This is a genomic window from Paucihalobacter sp. (assembly GCF_036825875.1).
Lineage (GTDB): Bacteria > Bacteroidota > Bacteroidia > Flavobacteriales > Flavobacteriaceae > Paucihalobacter.
In genome coordinates, this window is record NZ_DAISXK010000040.1 from 3,597 (window position 1) to 23,319 (window position 19,723).

Here is a 19,723-nt window from a genome sequence, read left to right on the forward strand (position 1 = left end):
CAATAAATGCGGTGGATGTTATGGGTTATATTGATCGTAACCGTGTGGCTGTTGGTGGTCACAGTTATGGTGCTTTTATGACTGCCAATTTATTAAGCCATTCTGATTTGTTTGCGGCCGGTATTGCTCGTAGTGGGGCCTATAATTGAACATTGACACCGTTCGGATTTCAAAGTGAAGAACGCAACTATTGGGAAGCTCCCGAAGTCTATAACACTATGTCGCCCTTTATGAATGCCCACAATATGAAAACACCGCTTTTACTGATTCATGGAGAAGCCGATAACAATTCCGGTACCTATCCCATGCAAAGCGAGCGCTATTTTAACGCCCTAAAAGGTTTGGGTGCGCCTGTTAGATTGGTAATGCTTCCGAAAGAAAGTCATGGTTATGCCGCTAAAGAAAGCATTATGCATATGCTCTGGGAACAAGACCAGTGGTTAGAGGCTTATGTCAAGAATAAAGTTGTAGAATAATAAACTTTATACATATTTTATAAAGACCCCTAGCGTTTCGCTTTGGGTCTTTTTTCTGGAAATATCAGCCGTGCCGAAGACAAAAAATATTAGTTAAATTATATTGAAACAATTCGGGTTTATCAACGTCTAAATAGTATCTTTGGAGTTAACACTTTAAATTAACTTAAAACACACTAATATGACACTTTTAATTATTATTGGAATTATCGCAGTGCTGGTAATCTGGCTTGTTGCCATTTATAATACTCTGGTTAGCTTAAGAAACCACCGCGAAAATGCTTTTGCTGATATTGATGTTCAATTAAAGCAACGTCACGATCTTATACCTCAATTACTAGGTGCCGTTAAGGGTTATGTGGAACACGAGAGAGGAACGCTCGAATCTGTAACCAATGCCAGAACACGTGCCATCAACGCCACCGGCATTAACGAAAAAATTGCAGCCGAACAAGAGCTCGGAACGGCTTTAAAAGGCTTAAACATTCAGGTGGAAGCTTATCCAGACTTAAAAGCGAGTCAGAACTTTATGCAGTTACAAAATGAAATTTCAGATATAGAAAATAAATTGGCAGCCGTCCGAAGATTCTTTAATTCGGCCACCAAAGAACTCAATATTGCAGTTCAAAAATTCCCAAATACCATTTTTGCTGGTATGTTTGGCTTTAAAACTGAACCTATGTTCGACTTAGGTGAAACCCAAAGAGTTGAGTTAGATAAGGCTCCTGAAATTAAATTTTAATAAGTGAAATTCGTTGGAATTCAGAAACAAATCAGCAGAAACAATCGGAAATCTGTACTTCTGCTTATTGCCTTTCCGTTATTAATTTTAGCGGCAGTATTTGCTGTGGTTTATTTTCTGAGTTATGATGAGTTTGGCAATGCCAATCCCGATATAGCTATTGATCTTTTTGTAGGTGCCATTCCTTTTGTAACCGTCGTGGTTTTGGTTTGGTTTCTTATTGCCTATTTTGCGCATGGGAAAATGATTTCTCTGGCAACAGGCGCTAGAACATTGGAACGAAAATCTAATATGCGGGTTTACAACTTAGTTGAAAATCTGTGCATGAGTGTGGGAATGACCATGCCTAAGGTACAAATTATTGACAGTATGGCACTCAATGCCTACGCTAGCGGCCTTAAAGAAAAAGATTATACCGTCACCCTTACTCGAGGCATTATTGAAAGCCTTAACGACGATGAGCTTGAAGGCGTTATCGCTCACGAATTAATGCACATTCGCAATAAAGATGTTCGGTTATTAGTGGTAAGTATTATTTTTGTGGGCATATTTGCGTTTGTAGTGCAAATTGCTTTTAGGAGTTTTCTTTATGGAGGCTTGGGTGGTGGGCGCAACAACCGTGACTCCGGAAAATTTATGATTTTGATTTTAGTAGTCTCAGCTGCTGCCTATTTATTCTCCTTGTTATTCAAGTTTGCATTAAGCAGAAAAAGAGAATATATGGCCGATAGTGGCGCCGCTGAAATGACACGCAAACCATGGGCGCTTGCATCGGCCTTGAAAAAAATAGCGCCTAACCACCACGTAGAAACAAAAAGCGAAGAAGTGCAGCAACTCTTTATTGAAAATACTCCAAAAGATACCTCTGCCAATTTGTTTGGTAATATTGGCGGACTCTTTACAACCCACCCTCCTATTGAAAAACGTATTAAGTTTTTAGAGCAGTTCTAAACCTTAAGGTTAAATAATAATTTGTAGGCAATAGCCTTTTTCAAACTTCGTTTATAATAGATTTAAATGACTCACTGTTGAAATTTTTCAATCGCAAGCTGGTAAAACGATTATTGTATGTATTTACAGTATCAATCTCTGCACTATTTCTTTTCTATTTAAGCGTGTTGCTGGGACTTTGGGGGCCAATACCTACCAAAAAACAACTTTCCGAAATCAGACAAAGCGAAGCTTCAGAAATCATTGCTACTAGTGGTGAGTTATTAGGCAAGTATTATCGTTTCGACAGGCAATCTATTACATTCGATAAATTCCCAGATCATCTCATCGACGCGCTTATCGCTACTGAAGATTCCCGGTTTTATGACCATGATGGCATTGATGGTCAAAGTTTGATGCGTGTTTTTTTCAAAACTATTTTACTTCAAGATGAATCAGCCGGTGGCGGAAGTACTATTTCGCAACAGTTGGCCAAAAATCTTTATGGAAGACAAGATGTCAATAAAGTTGGAATGGTGGTTACTAAATTTAGAGAGTCTATTATCGCTCGCCGTATGGAAAAGATATATTCAAAAGAAGATATACTCACCTTATATTTAAACACAGTTCCCTTTAGCGACAATACCTATGGCATTGAAAGTGCCTCTCAAAAGTTTTTCAACACTTCCACATCCGAATTAAGCATTGAACAGGCAGCCACACTAGTGGGTACCTTAAAGGCTTCAAATTATTTCAATCCCAGAGTTCAACCAGAGCGAAGCCTAGGCAGAAGAAATGTTGTGATTGACCAAATGGCAAGGTACAAATACCTCAATCCCAATATCGCTGATGATGCTAAACAAGCACCACTTCTTCTAAACTATCAATATTACAATCACGATCGCGGAATAGCCACTCATTTTAGGGAAGAATTACGTAGGGAAGTAACAAAAATATTAGACACCCTGAAAAACGAAAATGGAAAACCTTACAACCTTTACAACGACGGATTAAAGATTTACACCACCATCGATTATAAAATGCAGCATTATGCCGAAGCAGCGATGAAACTTCATATGAGCAAATTGCAGCGAGCCTTTGAAGAATCTTGGGGTAATCAGGCGCCTTGGATTATTAACAAAGGTATAGTAGAAAATGAAATAAAGAAATTACCTATTTACAAACAAATGCTCGAGCAAGGGTTTAAGTCAGAAGCTATATATGATTCATTAAGTGTTACAAGGGAAATGAAATTGTTTGCTTGGGATTCGATTCAAATAGTAAAGGCAAGTGCGATCGACAGTCTCACCCACTATATCAAATTGCTCAATACTGGTATGCTTTCATTAGATTCTCAAACAGGTGCCATTAAAACTTGGATTGGAGGTATTGATTACGGTGCCAACCAATTTGATCATGTGTCACAAAGCCGACGCCAAGTGGGTTCAACTTTTAAACCCATTGTTTACACAGCAGCGCTCGAAAACGGAATTGAAGCTTGTTCCCATTTTTCAATGGAAGAAGTTACTTATCCAGGGGATTATACGCCAAAAAATTCTTCTAAGCCTAAAGATGATGACCCCTATTTGAATTATTCCATGAAATATGCACTTAGTAATTCTGTAAATACCATTGCTGTAAAAGTGCAAATGGAAACTGGAATTGAAAACGTCATTGAACAAGCGCAAAAAATGGGCGTCAACGCAGATCTTCCTGTCGTTTCTTCTTTAGCTTTGGGAACAGCTGAGCTTTCTATAATGGAATTGGCCAAAGCCTTTACGCCGTACACCAATAACGGATATGTAAGCACACCCTTTTTTATTAGCAGGATTGAAACCAAAGACGGGAAAGTAATTGCCGAGTTCTCACCTAACATTGCCAAGGAACTATCATTTACTGACGACACACGACATTTAATGGTAGATATGTTGAAAGCAACGGTTAACGGCGGTACTGCTTCAAGAATTAGGTCTACTTATAATTTGAATAACGACATAGCAGGTAAAACCGGAACCACCCAGAACAATCGCGATGCCTGGTTTGTGGCTGTCACGCCTAAACTTACTACGGTGGTTTGGGTGGGTAATGATTTGAATATTCCTTTTAGAAATTCAACATTGGGACAAGGAGCCAACGCAGCGTTACCAATGTTTGCTGAGTTTTATAGCAGTTTGAATTCAAATTCAAAATACAATGAAGTTACCCGTGCAAAATTTGAAACAGTCCCAACGCATCTTGTTGCACAAACCCAATGTGAGGAAACAGTGAGGGACAAATTTTTCAAAAGGCTCTTCACCAACCCAGATAAAACTAAAGATTATAAAGAAAAGAAAAAGCGAAAAGGATTTTTTTCAATTTTTAGAAGCAAGGATAAGGATTAATTTGTGGGCTTCAGTTCACTCTCAATTGTGGTTTATTGTTATAACCCCGCATAATATTAATCTTTTACACAACGTACCGATAAACCAAGCGATTTAGATTGAGAAAAGCCTATTATAGCGTCATTATTATGAAATAACCTATAAAAATTAGCGCTTGTTTCTCCACCACCTCTTGTTGACCACCACCATCCAACTTCTCCTAGAGTAGAAAAAACTTCATTTATGCCCCGTGCGCCGCCAGGTAAAGCGGTAAATCCGAATTCATTGGTGGCGCCAGTATTAGGTAACAACCAATGGTTGGTGCCGGTCTCTTTTAATTTACCTCCGGCTTCACCGCCATCGCCTACAAAGAGCAACAATTCCGTCCACTCCGCTGGACTTGGCAAATGCCAGCCATCTGGACAAATACCTTGCACACCACTGGGATTAAGTTCACTACTCATCTCACCATTCATAGCTGCTGGCCAGTTATAGAGTACACCATAAGTGTCGTAATTATTCAAGGCTTTGGCCTCGCTCACAATAAGACCATTGTAGTTATAGACATAATAATAAGGTGTCACTGTCGACCCGGCTTCTGGTCCTACAACACCAGGTAAATATTTTAAATTCTCGGCCATCCAAACTTGTTCGCCAATGGTCACCGTTTGGTAGACATTGCCATCGCGGGCATCGGTAAAACTATTAGGCGGCGTATTATTGTCGTCGTCACTGCCACATGACACAAGAGTTATAAAACAAAGGCATCCTAAGAGACCTGCAAAAATAAAATGGGGAGATTTCATGATGATGGTTTTTATAATTAGGTTAATGATTTTCGGGCAAGACCATCAGATAAACGTATGACATCTTGGACTTTACCCTACAGCAATATACAAAAACTTTTAAATATTGTTAAAATATTGTTTAAAAGTGACTTGTACGCCATGATAAACAGCGTTGTTTCCTCTTAGTCAAATCAAAGATTTTTGGCAATTCAAGGGAATTTCAAATTCAGAGTATGGGCATAAAGGCGAATACTACCAGCCGCCTCCGCCGCCTCCGCCGCCTCCGCCGCCGGAGGAACCACCACCGCCACTACCTGATGAACTTCCGGGAGGTGACGATGCTGAGGAAATAGCAGTAGAAAAACTTCTACCCATATCAGTGCTAAAACTTGATGGAGAAAACGCCATACCTACTGCAGCGCCTGTGTACCACGACGGACTGTAGCTTTGTGTTTCTTGTAAGGATTTTGAAAGCGCATTCTCAAATTTCTTTCCCCATTTGTTTTCAACGCCTAATGCAATAGCATAAGGTAATAAAGCTTCAAACCGTTCCGGCGTAATTTTGGGTTCATGCAAAGCGTCCAGTTGCTTTTGCTCTGCTACATTGATGTACATTTTAAAACCTTCAATTTCGTCCATCACTGCCCTACCCTTTACTGTGGGTGCTTTTATGAGATAAGTAAATACAGCAACCAAAATAACCAAGACAATCATAAAAAGAATGGGAACTAAAGGCGACGGCGATACTATAAACGCCAAAACCACCAAAACAACGGATGCAATCATTCCCTTGGTAAGATGATTGTAATTAAAATTAAAATAAGTAGGTTTTAAATTTTTCTTGATGGCATTATAAGCATTGGTTCTTGCTTTGGTAAAGGTTGTATGATTTTTATTATCGAGATCAATTTTGCGTTCTTTAGAAAATAAAGCGTCCGCTATGGCTTTTTCGTCTTCAGTTAAAGCACTGGTATCCTCTGAAATCCTTTCCAGACTGTATTTCTTTTTTAAATAGCTAATTTTAATATGTCCTTTAACCGCTAAGCTTACAATTGAGGCCGTTACCATGCGCTGTGTTAAACGAAACACGTGAAGTATTGCAATTTCGCCGGGACTAAACCCAATAGGTGGATCAAATAAAGGAATGATTGTTCCTTTTGGTGGATCTACACCCACTTTTTTCCAGGCTTTATAATAAATTGAAAATACAAAACCTAATCCCAATAGTGAAAACAACACATGAAAATTACTTTTAAAAAAATACCACCATTTCTCAATTGTGCTGGGCTCATAAACCAAACCCTTAGGCCAGGCTGCGGCAAAGGTGAGTTGTTCTTTGGGCTGTAATGCTCTTGTTGTAGTAATTTCTATGCGGTTGTCATTTGAAAGGATATCGCAGTCGCAGCTTGTTGAACCTGCAAATCCCGTAAAAGCATCCATTTGTACCACATATGCGTCTTCCGGTAATTTAATGGAGACACTAGCCTCTTCTATTGGAAACAACCAATCGCCACCTATGGCATTAAAATAAAGCTCATCATAATCGTCAAAAAATCCAATTTGTCGGGTAGTTTTATACACCAAGGTATAGGCATATTCTCCTGGGGAAAGCAAAGTGTTTTTATCGCCTATATATACGATGATTCCGTTACCTTTCGCTTCTGTGAAAAAGGGTTCTGAATTACCATTTTTAAGCACTTCTACAACTTCAAAGTCTACATTAAACCGTGTGCCGAGTTTGTCTTTGTACTTTGTGGGGAAAGTTCGGTATATGCCACGTTTTATGTGGTTGCCTTCTGCATTAACTGTAATATCTTCCCTTACTAGCAAATCACCCGATTTTTCTACTGTAATTTGGGTGTTATACGAAAGAATGCGTTCCTGCGCAACGCCGTGACTGAAACAAAACAATAAAACCAATAGGGATAAGATGTTTTTCATCATCAAATTTTTTATAAATTCACAACGGGCATTGCACGCTCAGTTTCATTTTGAATATCAAAAAACTCTTTTTGGGTATGATTTGCTGCTCTGGCAACAAACATCGATGGGAATTGTTCAATAAGAATGTTATAATTCCGCACGCTGCCATTGTAGTATCTTCTGGCCCGTTGCAGATCGTTTTCAACCATTGAAAGCTCCTGCTGTAACTCTAGGAAATTTTGGTTGGCTTTTAATTCCGGGTAGTTTTCCACCACTACAAACAAACTTCCCAAGGCTTTTGAAAGTCCTACTTCGGCTGCTTCTTGCTCCTTTACATTGTCTGCTGCAATACCTTGACTCCGCAGTTTTGTGATGCTTTCAAATAAGTTTTTTTCGTGCGAGGCATAGCCTTGTACAACTTTAACAATAGCGGGAATTAAATCGTGACGCTTTTGCAATTGCACATCAATGCCGCTCCAAGCTTCGTTGACCATAGTTCGAAGCCTTATAAGGGTGTTATAGATATAAATAAAATAAACAATTGTAAGAATGATTAAGGAAATAATGATAACGCTCATAACTTGAATTCTAAAAAGGAAGGTTAAAGGTATTAATTTTTCTTTTAAGTGTTCAATCTCCAATTTCTTTAGCTAAGATTTATGCCTCCCTTGGCTAGTGGTAAAGCTGGATATGTCATTTGTTCGTAATTGGAACCATCTAATTCGCAAATCCGTACATTTTTTTGTCCGGTGATTTTTAACATACGCATCATATAAGTTTTCTCTTAATATCTGCCCAAAAGTTCAATCTCATGTATCGAAAACGGAATTAGTCTAGCAATTTTATTGGCATCTCTATCTTACTTTGCTAAGTGTTTTTTTTCAATCCTAATATAATAGTTGAGGTATTAATGAAATTGTAATAACTAATATTCGTCTTAATTTAATCAGCTATTCGAATTAAGTTTAACATTATTAGGTGTTTTCAATATATTTCAAGACACAAGTGGAATACATGTTTTAAATAATCAAGGTGGCATTCTTAAAATTGTTTTGCACAGGTTTCATTGTAATAATTCACAATCTCTTCAAGATTTTGCATTTGTTTTTGGCTAATTTGCTGTTGTAATTTTGGACAATCATTAAAATAACTGGTTAAGGTTTTTCTTTTAATTCCAAACAGTCCTTGAGTGGCTCTCATAAAATACATATCGTTTTCTCGTTTGAGCAAATCGGCTTGCATTAATAAAGACTCACCTTGCTCAAACCATTCTAATTGATAATGACTTAATATACCTTTTTCTACAACCTTCAGAAAATGGTGATTGCCCTTTTGAGGTGTGATGTTGTATTTTGGATTAAGCAATATCAATTTTTCAGAGGAATGACTCAACCAAAAGCCCTCATAAGCAATATTTTCAGCCTTAAAGGACCTTACCTTTTTTTGGCTGTATTTTTTGGTTTTACCTTTAGCATCTATAATTCTAAGTTTTTTATAGAATGAGTAATTAAAGCCCTTTCTATTAATATAATTAACCGTTCCATAAATTGTATCTCGATCATGCAGTACAAGATAATCTTCGGCTGCGTCAGTTTGCGTCAATGCCAAATGAGGTATAAAAAGTCCTATCAAGATAAATAACAATACTAACGTTTTAATATTTTTCATCATTATAAATTATTAAATAAAGTTTGTTGCTTCAATTACCTCGCGATACAAGAGCTAATAACCTCAATTATTTGATTGGTAAATAAAGTTGCATGGTGCCTATAAATAAGGTGTCTAGATGTCCCATACTTCGTTCGTCGCTGGTTATTAAGTGCATATGTAAAAACGTGTCGGGGTGGGTGAAAATGCCTTTGTGTTCGGTTGAAAAGAAACCAACAATTTCAACGTCTTGGTTGTTGATGTTATAACTAACTTGGCCTTGATGGGCTTCATCCGGCGATGTCACCTTGGTGCCTTCGGGTAAGTTTTGAATATGAATGCTAGCGCTGTTAATGCGTCCAGTGACCTTAAAGGCAAAAGGTCTTTTAAAATGATTTGTCTGTGCTTCTATAAAATCTTCTAAGTCTTGAATGGTCGTGATATGTGAAGGTAGTTTTATGGTCTTCCATGCTGTAACCTTTGCATATACAAAGAATGGAGCCGAAACGTCAAATCGTTTTTCAACGCTCATGGTTGTGTCAGAAGTTACTTTAGACACATAACTGATTCCGTTATTGATGAGTAATTCCCCCGTTAAATAACTTTCAGGTCCCAGACCGTAAAGGCCTTCCCTATCTGGGATGGTATCAATATCTATAATGCTGCCCAATTCGTTTTTCCACATCACGTTTTTCATAGCGCCGACCATGTTGATATCGGCATAGGTTTCTTCGACTGCTATGCTGGTTTCTTTTTTGCTCGTGTTGCAACTGAGTATAGCCATACAAAGTAGTACGATGGCGCGTTGTTTTATAGTCATAAGGCCTCTGTCCTTGTTCAAAGTTAATATTTTTTCGAGCTTTGGCAAGTTTTGAATTTGTTGCGTAAACTAGCGCAGATTTAAAATCTATCACCATGCTATACATTAACCATGCATTATCCATGCCTTTGGTATGCCTTTGGTATGCCTTTGAATGGTTGTTGCTAAAAAGTTTCAAAAACCATATAAAAAGCATGCTGAAAACTCAAGCATCGCAAAGGTTAGCAAGGTTGGGTGTTTGCACATCATTTATGCCATTACAGCAATCATATCGAAGATGTGCGCCGCAAGTTTTTGGTCGCCTATGATTTTGGAATTTGCAATGGCTTCTTCTCTTTTCATTCCTTTTGTAAATATTTTCCAAGCATCCGAATCTTTTATGCGCACTGCACTTATGGGCGCTTGGTGTGTAGCGTTCATCAACTCCCAACCATGCTGATAGTGTAAAAACCAACTTTTTTCTGTGTTTCCTAGAAAAGTGAATTTAATCACCTCACCCTCCTTGGCTTTAACATGGCGATAATGGTGAGGAAGTGCCCTGATTGAAGTGTCCAGATAAGGCAAGTACCACCGTTCTTCCAATAAGGTCTTTTCGTCACCGATGGCATGGCGGATCTGCTGTTGATGGTGCCACTTTTCAGTGTATTCTCTTGCTATGTGAAACCAATTTTTTGATGCTTGCTCACCTGCCCAAGCCACTGGAAATTCGGCTTTGTCGTTAGGATTCAATGTTGCTAAGAAATCGCAATATTCTCTTCCTGATGACTTTAATAAATCAATAATGACTTTTGGGCTAAGCCTTTTGGTCGCTTTGATCCAATCAGCATTTAGCCGGTTTAAGAAGTCTATTAAATCTGAATAAGATGTTATAGCATCAGGTTTTTCGCTATAATATTTATCACGCAACATTGAAAGTGTTCTCAAATTTCCATCCAGTAGGTGGACAGCAACATCTTTCACTTTCCATTTAGGTGCGATGGTTTGTTTATCCCAGTCATTTAAGGATAATCCTTCCAGTAGTTCGAAAAGGATCTTATCGAGTTCTGGTAATAAGGCTACCGCATCTATTTGTTCTGGTTTCTTCATAGTTATTTTAATCACACAACCGCTTTCATCATCATTTCTAAAATATAACAAAACCGTCAAAGCACCTAACAACCCAAGGGTTACAAAAAGTGTTAGATATTTTTAAGATTGAGTCATAGTTTAAAATTTAATGACAATATAAATTAAAATGAAACGTATGATTGTTTCGCTTTATTTACGCCGATAAAAATAAAGAATGGGTATAACGTTAGCGTTCGACGTTTCACTCACAGTTATATAGCCCGACCCATCTTTTAACCAAGCAATTGCTTCGCCCTGAGGTTCCATGAAATAAGGAAGGCGCTCAGCCTGGCGACCCAATGCCTCAAGGATTGTTTCGTTATTGTTTCGCTTCCAATAATATACTGATAAAAGCGTTTTTAAGACGATTTCAGACCCATCGGCTGAAATATCACCGGCAGTGACTCGTGTGTAAGGCAGCGTTTGAACAACCGGAAGAACAAGGGTATCAGTAAGTGTTTGCGGGTACTCCAATAAATAAACTTGAACTCGTTCCTCACGTTTGCTTACTATGTAAATATCCTTCGTTTGCGAATCAACCATTAACGTTTCGGCATCTCGGTTACCATCTAAATAGCTAAATGTAATTGTTTCTACAGCTCCCGAAAGTACGTTTTGACCTTCGTTTAGATTAGCGAGTACAGGCTCCTTTAAACGGTAAATATTCTTATAGGTATGCTGAGCACCATTATCGCCAATCTCACCCACATAAATGTAAGATTCGCCCTGCTCAACACCCGGTCCTGTGGCAATATCCTCCCAGTCACGGTGTGTTATCCCTTGAAGTATTAAGGTGACAACGGTCTCGCCCTGTCTATTTATCAAAAAAAGTCTTGCTTCATCGCCACTGTCATTGTGTACCCAAAAATGATCGGGGTAACGTAAACTTTCTGCAATCCCCGAAGCCTCATCAATCCTTGCATCTTTAAGTTGAGCCAAAACTTCTTCATCGTAAAATAATCGATGTTGGTTCTGGTTTTCGAGTGATGGTTCAGTCTGGTTGCAAGCAACTAAAACAACCATTAAAAGTAAATTCATACTCATCAGTCTCATCTTGTCCATTTTTGTATTTCTTGATTGGCCGATTCTTCAGTATCCCAGCCAACTACTACTATCTTATTGCTGCCTTTATAATGCGTAAACCAAAGCTCAATAATAGAAATAATAGCCGAATAATTTTGTTGCAGGCAGGCGTAAGACGTGCAATTTATAATTTGTAATTTAGGCTCCTTTGGCACAGCAATTATTTTGTAATCCAATTCATCGTTGTCTTTCAATTTAAGTAATGCAATAGGGATGGTTTCAAGAACTTGCCCTTTTGGTAATGCTTCTGCTAATACCAAGACATCTAAAGCATCTCCATCTCCTCCTAAATCCATTCTCATTTCTGTGGATGGTATAAACCCGTAGTTGCTTGGGTAAGGAAGAAACTGAACACTGCGCAGGGTGCCATCTTGCAGCCTTTCAACAGAGAATTCATTTTTGCTTTTATCATATTCCGTTTTTAAACATGTCCCTGCCGGTATTTCAATAACCACATTTACCAATGAATCGGGCGTAAATGTGGCTATATCGTGCAGAAAGTTCGCTTTAGTTTCAACTCTGCCCGAATGGTTGCAAGAATTAAGCAAAACTATCAAAATTAAGATGTTTAAGTTTTTCATTGTTAGTGTATTTTAATATCTACAGCAAAGTAAACTTTAAATTTTTAGGACTTTGTACCTAATACGTTATTTTTAGATTAACCATTACTGTCAGCTGTTTTAACAACCGCACAACCTTTTGCACCTGCATCCGGGCAAGGAGTTTTAACATTGGTCTTCCCACGAAGTACTGGACATTAAATTTAGCAAATTCCCGTCATTAAAAACACAAAATTTGGCTTGGGTATAGCTATTGTTTATGCCTTATTTCGGCCATTCAACTTCATTTGGTGGAAGTGTTATAACTTGTTTGTGGCCGGGAAAACTCAATGGCAAGTCAAGTGTTACTTTCCCTGTAGCTGCCCAATCAGTTCCCCTTGCAAAGAGCGTCTGGGAATCCAACACAATAAATAGCATTTGTCCCATTCTCCGATGGGTTAATGCCGGGTATCTCATCAGCGTAATCCTCATCGAAAACATGCTCCAACCTCTATCATCATCATTTTTAATCTTGAAATCTCGTACAGCACAACTATAAGCGTTATCAACTCTCAAATATAACTAAAACCACTATAACAGCTAACTGTCAACTGTTTAAAAAGCGTCGTATTATTAACGATTGCCATTAGCAAATTTAAATAGGTGTTGGTTTTTTGTTTAAAAAAAAGATTTTTACGAATATTAGACCCAAAACATACTATTGTTTACAGTCCCATAACTGGAGAAAACAATTTCTAAAATGATTTCTTTACCATTCCTCTTTTATAGGATTTAGGAGTGTTTATAACCACAAAATCTACCACACCAAGTAACAGTTCCTCTTCTGTAATGATATGAACTTTCCATTTGCCTTCTGTAAGGTTGTTTTTGTAGGTATAGCCACGAAAACCGCGACCACGCCCACCAGTAACTTCAAAGCCAATGTCCTCGGTTATTTCCCAACTTCCGGTTTCGGGATTGTACCATTGCCAACGATGAAATATTGACTTTTTGATATCTGTAGGTGCAAAAACAGAAGTAAACACATAAACACTTTCATCAGCCTGACGGTGAAAATTGATGTTATGTGTACGCCAAAATATATACCATTCATCCCGCTCATAAGTAACGATGTATGTGTTGTTTTTTTTCTGGACATCATAAGCCACCATCCCTGTTTCCATAGCTAACGGTACTGGTGGAATAAGATTGAAGTAGTAAAAACCATTGATTGCTATATAGATAGCAAGGATCGTGCTGATTAGTTTTGTCAGACTTATCTCTGCTCTTGTGCTTGGGCTTGAGGTATAAATAAATAAAATGAGTGCCAGCGTACAAGCCAAACTTATAAGTCCAGAAATAATAAAAATAAAGGTGTTCATTTCCTTTATCAGCGTAGGAACCATAAAGGTGAAAAATGTGAAACTTATAAAAAAATAAACACTAAACTGGAGGTATTTATTGGAGATTTTCTTTTTAAGAAACTCATTTGTGAATAAGAGCAGCACCAGCAGGATGAAAAAAACCATCGTTTTTGACAAAGACACACTTCTAAAAAAATAGATGACAAAAGCACTTGAAAGTGCTCCAAAAAAGAACTGTATGGCCAACGGAAAATAGTCGGAGTAACGCCCGATAAACGTGTTTTCCCACTTGCCATCATCCGATAAATTAAACAAATAAAGCGTTAGCGATAATAAGGTCATATGCGAGCAAAGTACCACCGTATCATAAACGCGATCTATATGCCCTAAAGTTAGGGTGTCAAATATAAAGCCACCCATAAAAAAAATAATGGGGCCGTACTTTTGATTCCGAATAACAGACTTGCCAAAAGCACTGTTTCTATATCTTACTAAAGCTCTTTTCATACTATTTAAGTAGCGATAAAAGTAGCGTATTTCCCGTGAGATTATTCATAAAAGAAGGAAGCCATCAACATTATAGTTGACCTCATGATAAGACTTTAAAATTGATGCTTTTAGGGCTATCAAGTCCGAAATTGTATTTAATACATCAAATTTAGAAAACCCTCCTTTTAATCCCGAAGTTTTGAGAAGGGCAATGCTTTTGCACCCGCTCGCCCCTAGTCCGCCATATGCGGATGTCAACGCGCAAATCTATTTCAACCCAAGCCTTAACAACATATCAGTGGTGGTCATATATAGATACTTTTGATCTGTGCTAAATGCACAATTAGCAGTTGATTTTCCTGTTTTAATGGTCGCTAAGTGTTTACCTTCCTTGCTTATGATGTGGACGCCACCAGGTCCTGTAGCAAATATATTGCCGCTCTTGTGAACTTTCAATCCGTCGGGTAAACCGTTTGTTGTCTTTGAAAGTGCTAAAAAGTCAAATAACACGCTTCCGTTTTCAAGTGTTCCGTCCTCGGTGATATCATAGCTGTATAAAACAGGGTTGGCTCTATCGGATTGATTGATATATAAGGTTTGCTCATCGAGGGATAATGCAATGCCATTGGGCCGGCTTAGACTGTCGACAAGTACTGTCACTTTTTTCTCAGGACTGATTTTAAACACGCCATTGATACCTATGTCTCCCGTTTTGTTGTCGGGTTGACCATAAGGTGGATCTGTAAAATAGATATTACCTGCACGGTCTATGGCGAGGTCGTTAGGACTATTAAATTTCTTTTCATTGTAGGAGTCTGCAATCGTAATAAACTGTGGTTGCGGATTGTTTAAATCAGAATCCAAGCTCGCAATACGCCTGTCGCCATGCTGGCATATCAACAAATTGTTCTCTAAATCCAAAATCAAACCATTAGGACCTTTACCAGAATCTTTATTGTCTTCACCAGTATGACCAGCGTATTCTAGGTAAACATTAAGACTGTCCTTTTCGCTCCATTTATAAATTTTATTTGTTGGCACATCAGAAAATATGACCGCTTTCAGTTCATCAATCCACAGCGGACCCTCACTCCAGGAGAACCCTTTCACCAATATCTCAAAAGTTGCATTTGAATCAATAATAGTAAGGGCTGATGCATCATGGATTTCAATTTTAAACATATCCATGATGATATCTGTCACCTCGTTTTCAATAATGTCGGTTTTAGGCTTTTGATTGCAAGACATGACCAGCAACATTGAAACAACCGCAACAAAAACAAATTGATTATTCATAAATTTAAATATTTAGAGATGGATTTAAAATTAATGAAAATTTGCTAATAAATACCGAGCCCCTATCTTCTTAGATGACGCATCTCATCTTTCATTATAACATAAAATACCATAGATGTGGATAGCGATTAGAATTGGACATGTAGTACCAATAAAAAACCGGTTGTAGCACCATTACCGATGGTTGAAAAGTGTAGTCTTTGAATTAACATTATTGTACTTCGAAGTTTCAAACTTCGCAGAACGGGTTAACGAAATTGTGAAATGTAATAAAGTAAAGATGGAACAGGTACAAAAAGATGTAACATACCGCTAGCGGGGGTTCTCGATTCTCTACTCCTGCGTCGAATCACTCGAACTGACAGTACTATATTTAAAATATCAATGCACTATTAGTATATATAAGGCTTGATTACTTGGCTTTCATAGGTGGCAAATCGAATGCTGTGGCATCGTGCTCAAAATGATTACGGTGTGAGCCATCACAAAACGGTTTGTTATTAGAATGGCCACAACGACAAATTCCTAACACGGTTCTGCCTTGTAAACCGTAGGCATTGCCTTGGGCATCTACGATTTCAAAATCGCCCTCTACTTTTACAGACCCATTACTGTTAATGGTAAGTTTTGTTTTGCTCATGTTGCTGTTTTTATGAATGACAAAGTTGGGGAAATTTATTTTGGGTTTTGATGATTTATTAATTTTTAATTGAAAAATTGGACTTTTCGGCTGTTGACGGCACTCTTTGCAAAAGAGCGCTGGCTGCGGTAGGTGTTGAGGGCACGGATTACAAATCCGTGCTATCGGGGCAATGTTGACTTATTGTTTTTAATTTCTAAAGACTTTTCCTTTATCCAATTAACCGAAATATCTATTGGTTCGGTTTTAATAGTATTATGTCCTAACGATGGAAATAGAACATATTCAAAGGGTTTGTTTTCTAATTTTAAGGCGTTGAGATGTTCAATACACATTTTTACAGGAATCTGGATATCTTTTTCTCCAAAAAGCCAAAGACCAGGAATTGAAACATCTTTTAGAGTCTCTTTTGGGTCAGTAGCTTCAAATTGATATTTATCAGGATCGTTTTTAATGTGTTCGCGTGCATCTTCTTCTGTATGATAATCCCAAAAATCCGATCTCTCGTTGGTGTAAAACTGAAATCTCAACTGTTCAAGAGTAGTTATTGTAGGGCAGCTAAATAAAACCATAAATTCTACTAGTGGATTTTTATTTGCAACAATTGGAATTATCCATCCTGCTTGACTCGCTCCTATTAGTCCAATAGGTAAATCTCCCACTTTGTCATGTATTAAATCAACAGCAGAACTTGCATCTTTTGCTAATAGATTTAGATTTTCAACACTAATGTTATTTGTTCCTACTTCTGGCCCAGCATAAACCCCACCAGATTCTCCAACGCCACGTTTATCATAAGTAAATACCAACATATTTTTTTTAGCTAATAGTTCAGCAAATTTCGTCATTCGAGGTACTTGGTCAGAACCATGGACAATGACAACCGCCGAATGTGGATTATTAGGGCTATAAATGGTACCGGCCAATTTAACACCTTCACTCTCGAAAGTTATATTTTCTGTTTTTATTGAATCAACCAATTCATTTTTTTCTTGAGTAGGTGTCGTATTTTTTTGTTCAACTGATTCATTGCAACTAATCAAAGTTACAAACAGAATTGGTAAAAAAAGTTGAATTATGGATGTCATTATTAGTATGTTTTCAATTGTTTTTAATAAGGTTTTGGTCGCAAGTCTAGTCCTAAAATAAATCTACTCATTAATATTTGTCCCGATGGGATGATGCTGCATTTATAATGCACATAATTAGGTGTTTTATAGTTTAAAGATAAATGTAATCTTATTTCATTGTATAAATTAATTGGATTTTTTGTTTCTCTTTTATCGTGGGCTAGGTCAGTAAAGGTTGAATGTGCTGTAGAGTCAGAAGACTTGCCAAACTGGCTTTTTTAAAGCTGGGAGCTGCCTAATTTACTTCAAATAGTTTGATTGTATAATCTAATAATTCTATACCTCCTGCTTTTCCGTGTCCTGGAATTATTATTTCTGTATTCGGATAATTTAATTTGATTTGTTGACCGGTCTCAGACCATTTGTCCGTGTTTGCATCACCTAAATAACCCTTACTAGCTCCGAATGTTTTAATTAAACATCCGCCAAACATTGCAGCACTTTCTGGGAAATATCCTATCACATTGTCTTTTGTATGACCTTCTCCAAAGTATTTCGCATACACCTTTTTATTACCGAGGTTTAAAGTGATACTGTTTTCAAAAATTGTTGTTGAACCAGGCAAGTCTTGGCCGTTTTCCTTTAATAACTCTACAGTTAGATTCGCAGCGTATATAGGAATATTCTGTTTTTTAAATTCCTGTATTCCACCAACACAGTCTTCGTGGAAATGGGTTGGAATAATAGCAGTTATTGAATTTTTAAGTTCATTAGTAATGAAATTTATTAATTCTAATGAACTATTGTTATTAGTTGGTGTATCAAATACAATTCCTTGATTTTCATTCACAACTAACATTCCATTACATTCTACTTTTCCGAAATCGTCGGTTTTTAAATATGAAATATGTTGGTAGATGTGGTTTGATAGCTTTTTAATTTTCAAATTTGCGCTTTGATAGATTATCAAACTATCATCCAATTGTATTTTTGTATTTTCGGATTTCGCACTTCGATTTATAAGTTTTTTTTGCGACGATGATTCCTTGCAGGAAATAAATGTTATTCCTGTGAGAAGAAGGGATATCACAAATAGTCTTTTCATAAATTTTGTTGCCTACCTTCGGATTTTTTTGTTGCTGCCAACTAGTTATAGTTATCAATAAATTTATAACATCCCCAAAACACCATTCCTAATCCTGAAACGACAAAGGTCGTTTTTTATGATTTACCTATTTAATGATATTAGAAATTGTGTAAGATTCCCAAAAAACTGAACTGTTTAAAAGTACACAAAAACATGCGTTTCATTCACAAATATCACCGTTTTTGTTATGCCCTGTTACCACACGTTTTTGCTTTCGACCTTGTATTCATATGGGTTTTCAGAGTCAAATTCTCCGTTGTGATAAATCAAAAATTTAGCCTGTTTATCGTCAAGTTCAATTGTCTCAATTTTATCAATTCCAATTAAGCATAGGTTTTCAAAATAATCAACTCGCTTATCAAATATTACTAACCTTGTCTGTGTAATATTAATTATTTCACCACACGATAAAAACAGACCTGAAGAAACTAATATCTTACTATTTTGATTAATTTTCTTTTCGTAAGTAACTTTATCCATTATTAGAGATAGAACGCTTAAAATAATTAACGGTGTCAATAGCAACACCATTAATATTTTCAGTTTCGTGTTTTTAAATAATGTAAAAAATAGGACTGTTGAAATTATAAAAACCCAACAAACTGTTGAAAAAGTGTAAAATGATTTAAGTCTGTATCCAATTAACTTAAAAATTAGTAAGGTTAACAACAAAATTGTCATTGCAATTAATACGCGTCCAATTATTTTCTCTACTATGGGAAAATTCTTCTTTGTTAAAATCGGAATATAATTCAGTCCAATTATCAGTGCTATGAATATTATTAACGCTGTCATTTTTTAAATGTTTAGTAACTCTTTTCAGTATCTCACCTTTATTCACCTTGTCTGTTAATGCTGTTATTGTAGTTCCACCGACCAAAGTGCAATCGTTCCAGCCTTTGCTCCTTCAAAAGGACGGGAGGAACCAAAGACTAAAGTATTTGTTCCTGGAATCAGCATACCTGGACCATCGTCATAAATAGAGTTAATCTTGCATCCTAAGTTTTTTGGTTTTGTCCAAATGCCATCCACTTTTTTGGATAAAAAAATATCATTACCTCCACAACCGCCTCTATCGCCATAGGTAATTAACATTAGTTTGCCGTCAGAAGAGACCCACGAGCCATCATCACGACCATTAGAATTTATAGGAGAAGGCAAAGGTTCGGGTTTTTGAAACCCACCATCAGCAGCTGCTCTTGCTATGTAAATATCGCGTTCTCCTATGCCATCTAAGCGTTCAGTCCAAAAATATAAATCGCCATCTTTAGTTAGGATTGGTGCTGTTTCGTTATTCACATA

17 protein-coding genes and 2 pseudogenes are annotated in these 19,723 nt (G+C 37.2%); 4 read left to right on the forward strand and 15 right to left on the reverse strand.

The window, feature by feature from the left end; translation table 11 throughout:
• The 4 genes and pseudogenes from V7Z48_RS10760 to V7Z48_RS10775 all read left to right on the forward strand — a co-directional run.
• A pseudogene (locus V7Z48_RS10760) lies at positions 1-476 on the forward strand (alpha/beta hydrolase family protein); the annotation flags it as partial.
• 181 nt (positions 477-657) lie between these two features.
• Complete coding sequence (locus V7Z48_RS10765; RefSeq protein WP_334113463.1) at positions 658-1,218, forward strand: LemA family protein; 561 nt, start codon at positions 658-660, stop codon at positions 1,216-1,218.
• A 3-nt stretch (positions 1,219-1,221) separates the two neighbouring features.
• Positions 1,222-2,169 (forward strand): M48 family metallopeptidase, encoded by a 948-nt coding sequence (locus V7Z48_RS10770; protein WP_334113464.1) that lies wholly within the window; start codon positions 1,222-1,224, stop codon positions 2,167-2,169.
• A 77-nt stretch (positions 2,170-2,246) separates the two neighbouring features.
• Positions 2,247-4,529 carry a transglycosylase domain-containing protein gene (locus V7Z48_RS10775; RefSeq protein WP_334113466.1) on the forward strand — a complete coding sequence of 761 codons (2,283 nt, stop codon included), beginning with the start codon at positions 2,247-2,249 and terminating at the stop codon, positions 4,527-4,529.
• 56 nt (positions 4,530-4,585) lie between these two features.
• Here V7Z48_RS10775 and V7Z48_RS10780 read toward each other — a convergent pair whose 3' ends face one another.
• The 15 genes and pseudogenes from V7Z48_RS10780 to V7Z48_RS10850 form a co-directional block, all read right to left on the reverse strand.
• Positions 4,586-5,314, reverse strand: coding sequence for an FISUMP domain-containing protein (locus V7Z48_RS10780; RefSeq protein WP_334113467.1), 729 nt, complete (start codon positions 5,312-5,314; stop codon positions 4,586-4,588).
• A 234-nt stretch (positions 5,315-5,548) separates the two neighbouring features.
• Positions 5,549-7,237, reverse strand: a complete 1,689-nt coding sequence (locus tag V7Z48_RS10785) for a DUF2207 domain-containing protein (RefSeq protein WP_334113469.1) — start codon at positions 7,235-7,237, stop codon at positions 5,549-5,551.
• Between the two features lie 11 nt (positions 7,238-7,248).
• Complete coding sequence (locus tag V7Z48_RS10790) at positions 7,249-7,797, reverse strand: LemA family protein (protein ID WP_334113471.1); 549 nt, start codon at positions 7,795-7,797, stop codon at positions 7,249-7,251.
• A gap of 463 nt (positions 7,798-8,260) precedes the next feature.
• Complete coding sequence (locus V7Z48_RS10795; protein WP_334113473.1) at positions 8,261-8,887, reverse strand: hypothetical protein; 627 nt, start codon at positions 8,885-8,887, stop codon at positions 8,261-8,263.
• Positions 8,888-8,954: 67 nt separating this feature from the next.
• Positions 8,955-9,707: an acetolactate decarboxylase gene (locus V7Z48_RS10800; RefSeq protein ID WP_334113475.1), complete on the reverse strand. Its 753-nt coding sequence runs from the start codon at positions 9,705-9,707 to the stop codon at positions 8,955-8,957.
• A gap of 228 nt (positions 9,708-9,935) precedes the next feature.
• Entirely contained in the window at positions 9,936-10,772 is an 837-nt protein-coding gene (locus V7Z48_RS10805; protein WP_334113477.1) for a maleylpyruvate isomerase N-terminal domain-containing protein, read from the reverse strand.
• 171 nt (positions 10,773-10,943) lie between these two features.
• Positions 10,944-11,831, reverse strand: coding sequence for a hypothetical protein (locus V7Z48_RS10810; protein ID WP_334113479.1), 888 nt, complete (start codon positions 11,829-11,831; stop codon positions 10,944-10,946).
• 11 nt (positions 11,832-11,842) lie between these two features.
• Positions 11,843-12,457 (reverse strand): inorganic diphosphatase, encoded by a 615-nt coding sequence (locus tag V7Z48_RS10815; protein WP_334113480.1) that lies wholly within the window; start codon positions 12,455-12,457, stop codon positions 11,843-11,845.
• Between the two features lie 713 nt (positions 12,458-13,170).
• Positions 13,171-14,286 (reverse strand): DUF2914 domain-containing protein, encoded by a 1,116-nt coding sequence (locus tag V7Z48_RS10820; RefSeq protein ID WP_334113481.1) that lies wholly within the window; start codon positions 14,284-14,286, stop codon positions 13,171-13,173.
• Between the two features lie 249 nt (positions 14,287-14,535).
• Complete coding sequence (locus V7Z48_RS10825) at positions 14,536-15,564, reverse strand: SMP-30/gluconolactonase/LRE family protein (protein WP_334113483.1); 1,029 nt, start codon at positions 15,562-15,564, stop codon at positions 14,536-14,538.
• Between the two features lie 412 nt (positions 15,565-15,976).
• Positions 15,977-16,204, reverse strand: a complete 228-nt coding sequence (locus tag V7Z48_RS10830) for a CDGSH iron-sulfur domain-containing protein (protein ID WP_334113484.1) — start codon at positions 16,202-16,204, stop codon at positions 15,977-15,979.
• Positions 16,205-16,365: 161 nt separating this feature from the next.
• Positions 16,366-17,292, reverse strand: a complete 927-nt coding sequence (locus tag V7Z48_RS10835; protein WP_334113485.1) for an alpha/beta hydrolase family protein — start codon at positions 17,290-17,292, stop codon at positions 16,366-16,368.
• A 277-nt stretch (positions 17,293-17,569) separates the two neighbouring features.
• Positions 17,570-18,379: a subclass B1 metallo-beta-lactamase gene (gene bla / locus V7Z48_RS10840; RefSeq protein ID WP_334113487.1), complete on the reverse strand. Its 810-nt coding sequence runs from the start codon at positions 18,377-18,379 to the stop codon at positions 17,570-17,572.
• Between the two features lie 237 nt (positions 18,380-18,616).
• A complete protein-coding gene (locus V7Z48_RS10845) occupies positions 18,617-19,216 on the reverse strand; it encodes a hypothetical protein (RefSeq protein ID WP_334113488.1) in 600 nt (199 codons plus the stop codon).
• A gap of 63 nt (positions 19,217-19,279) precedes the next feature.
• A pseudogene (locus V7Z48_RS10850) lies at positions 19,280-19,723 on the reverse strand (hypothetical protein); the annotation flags it as partial.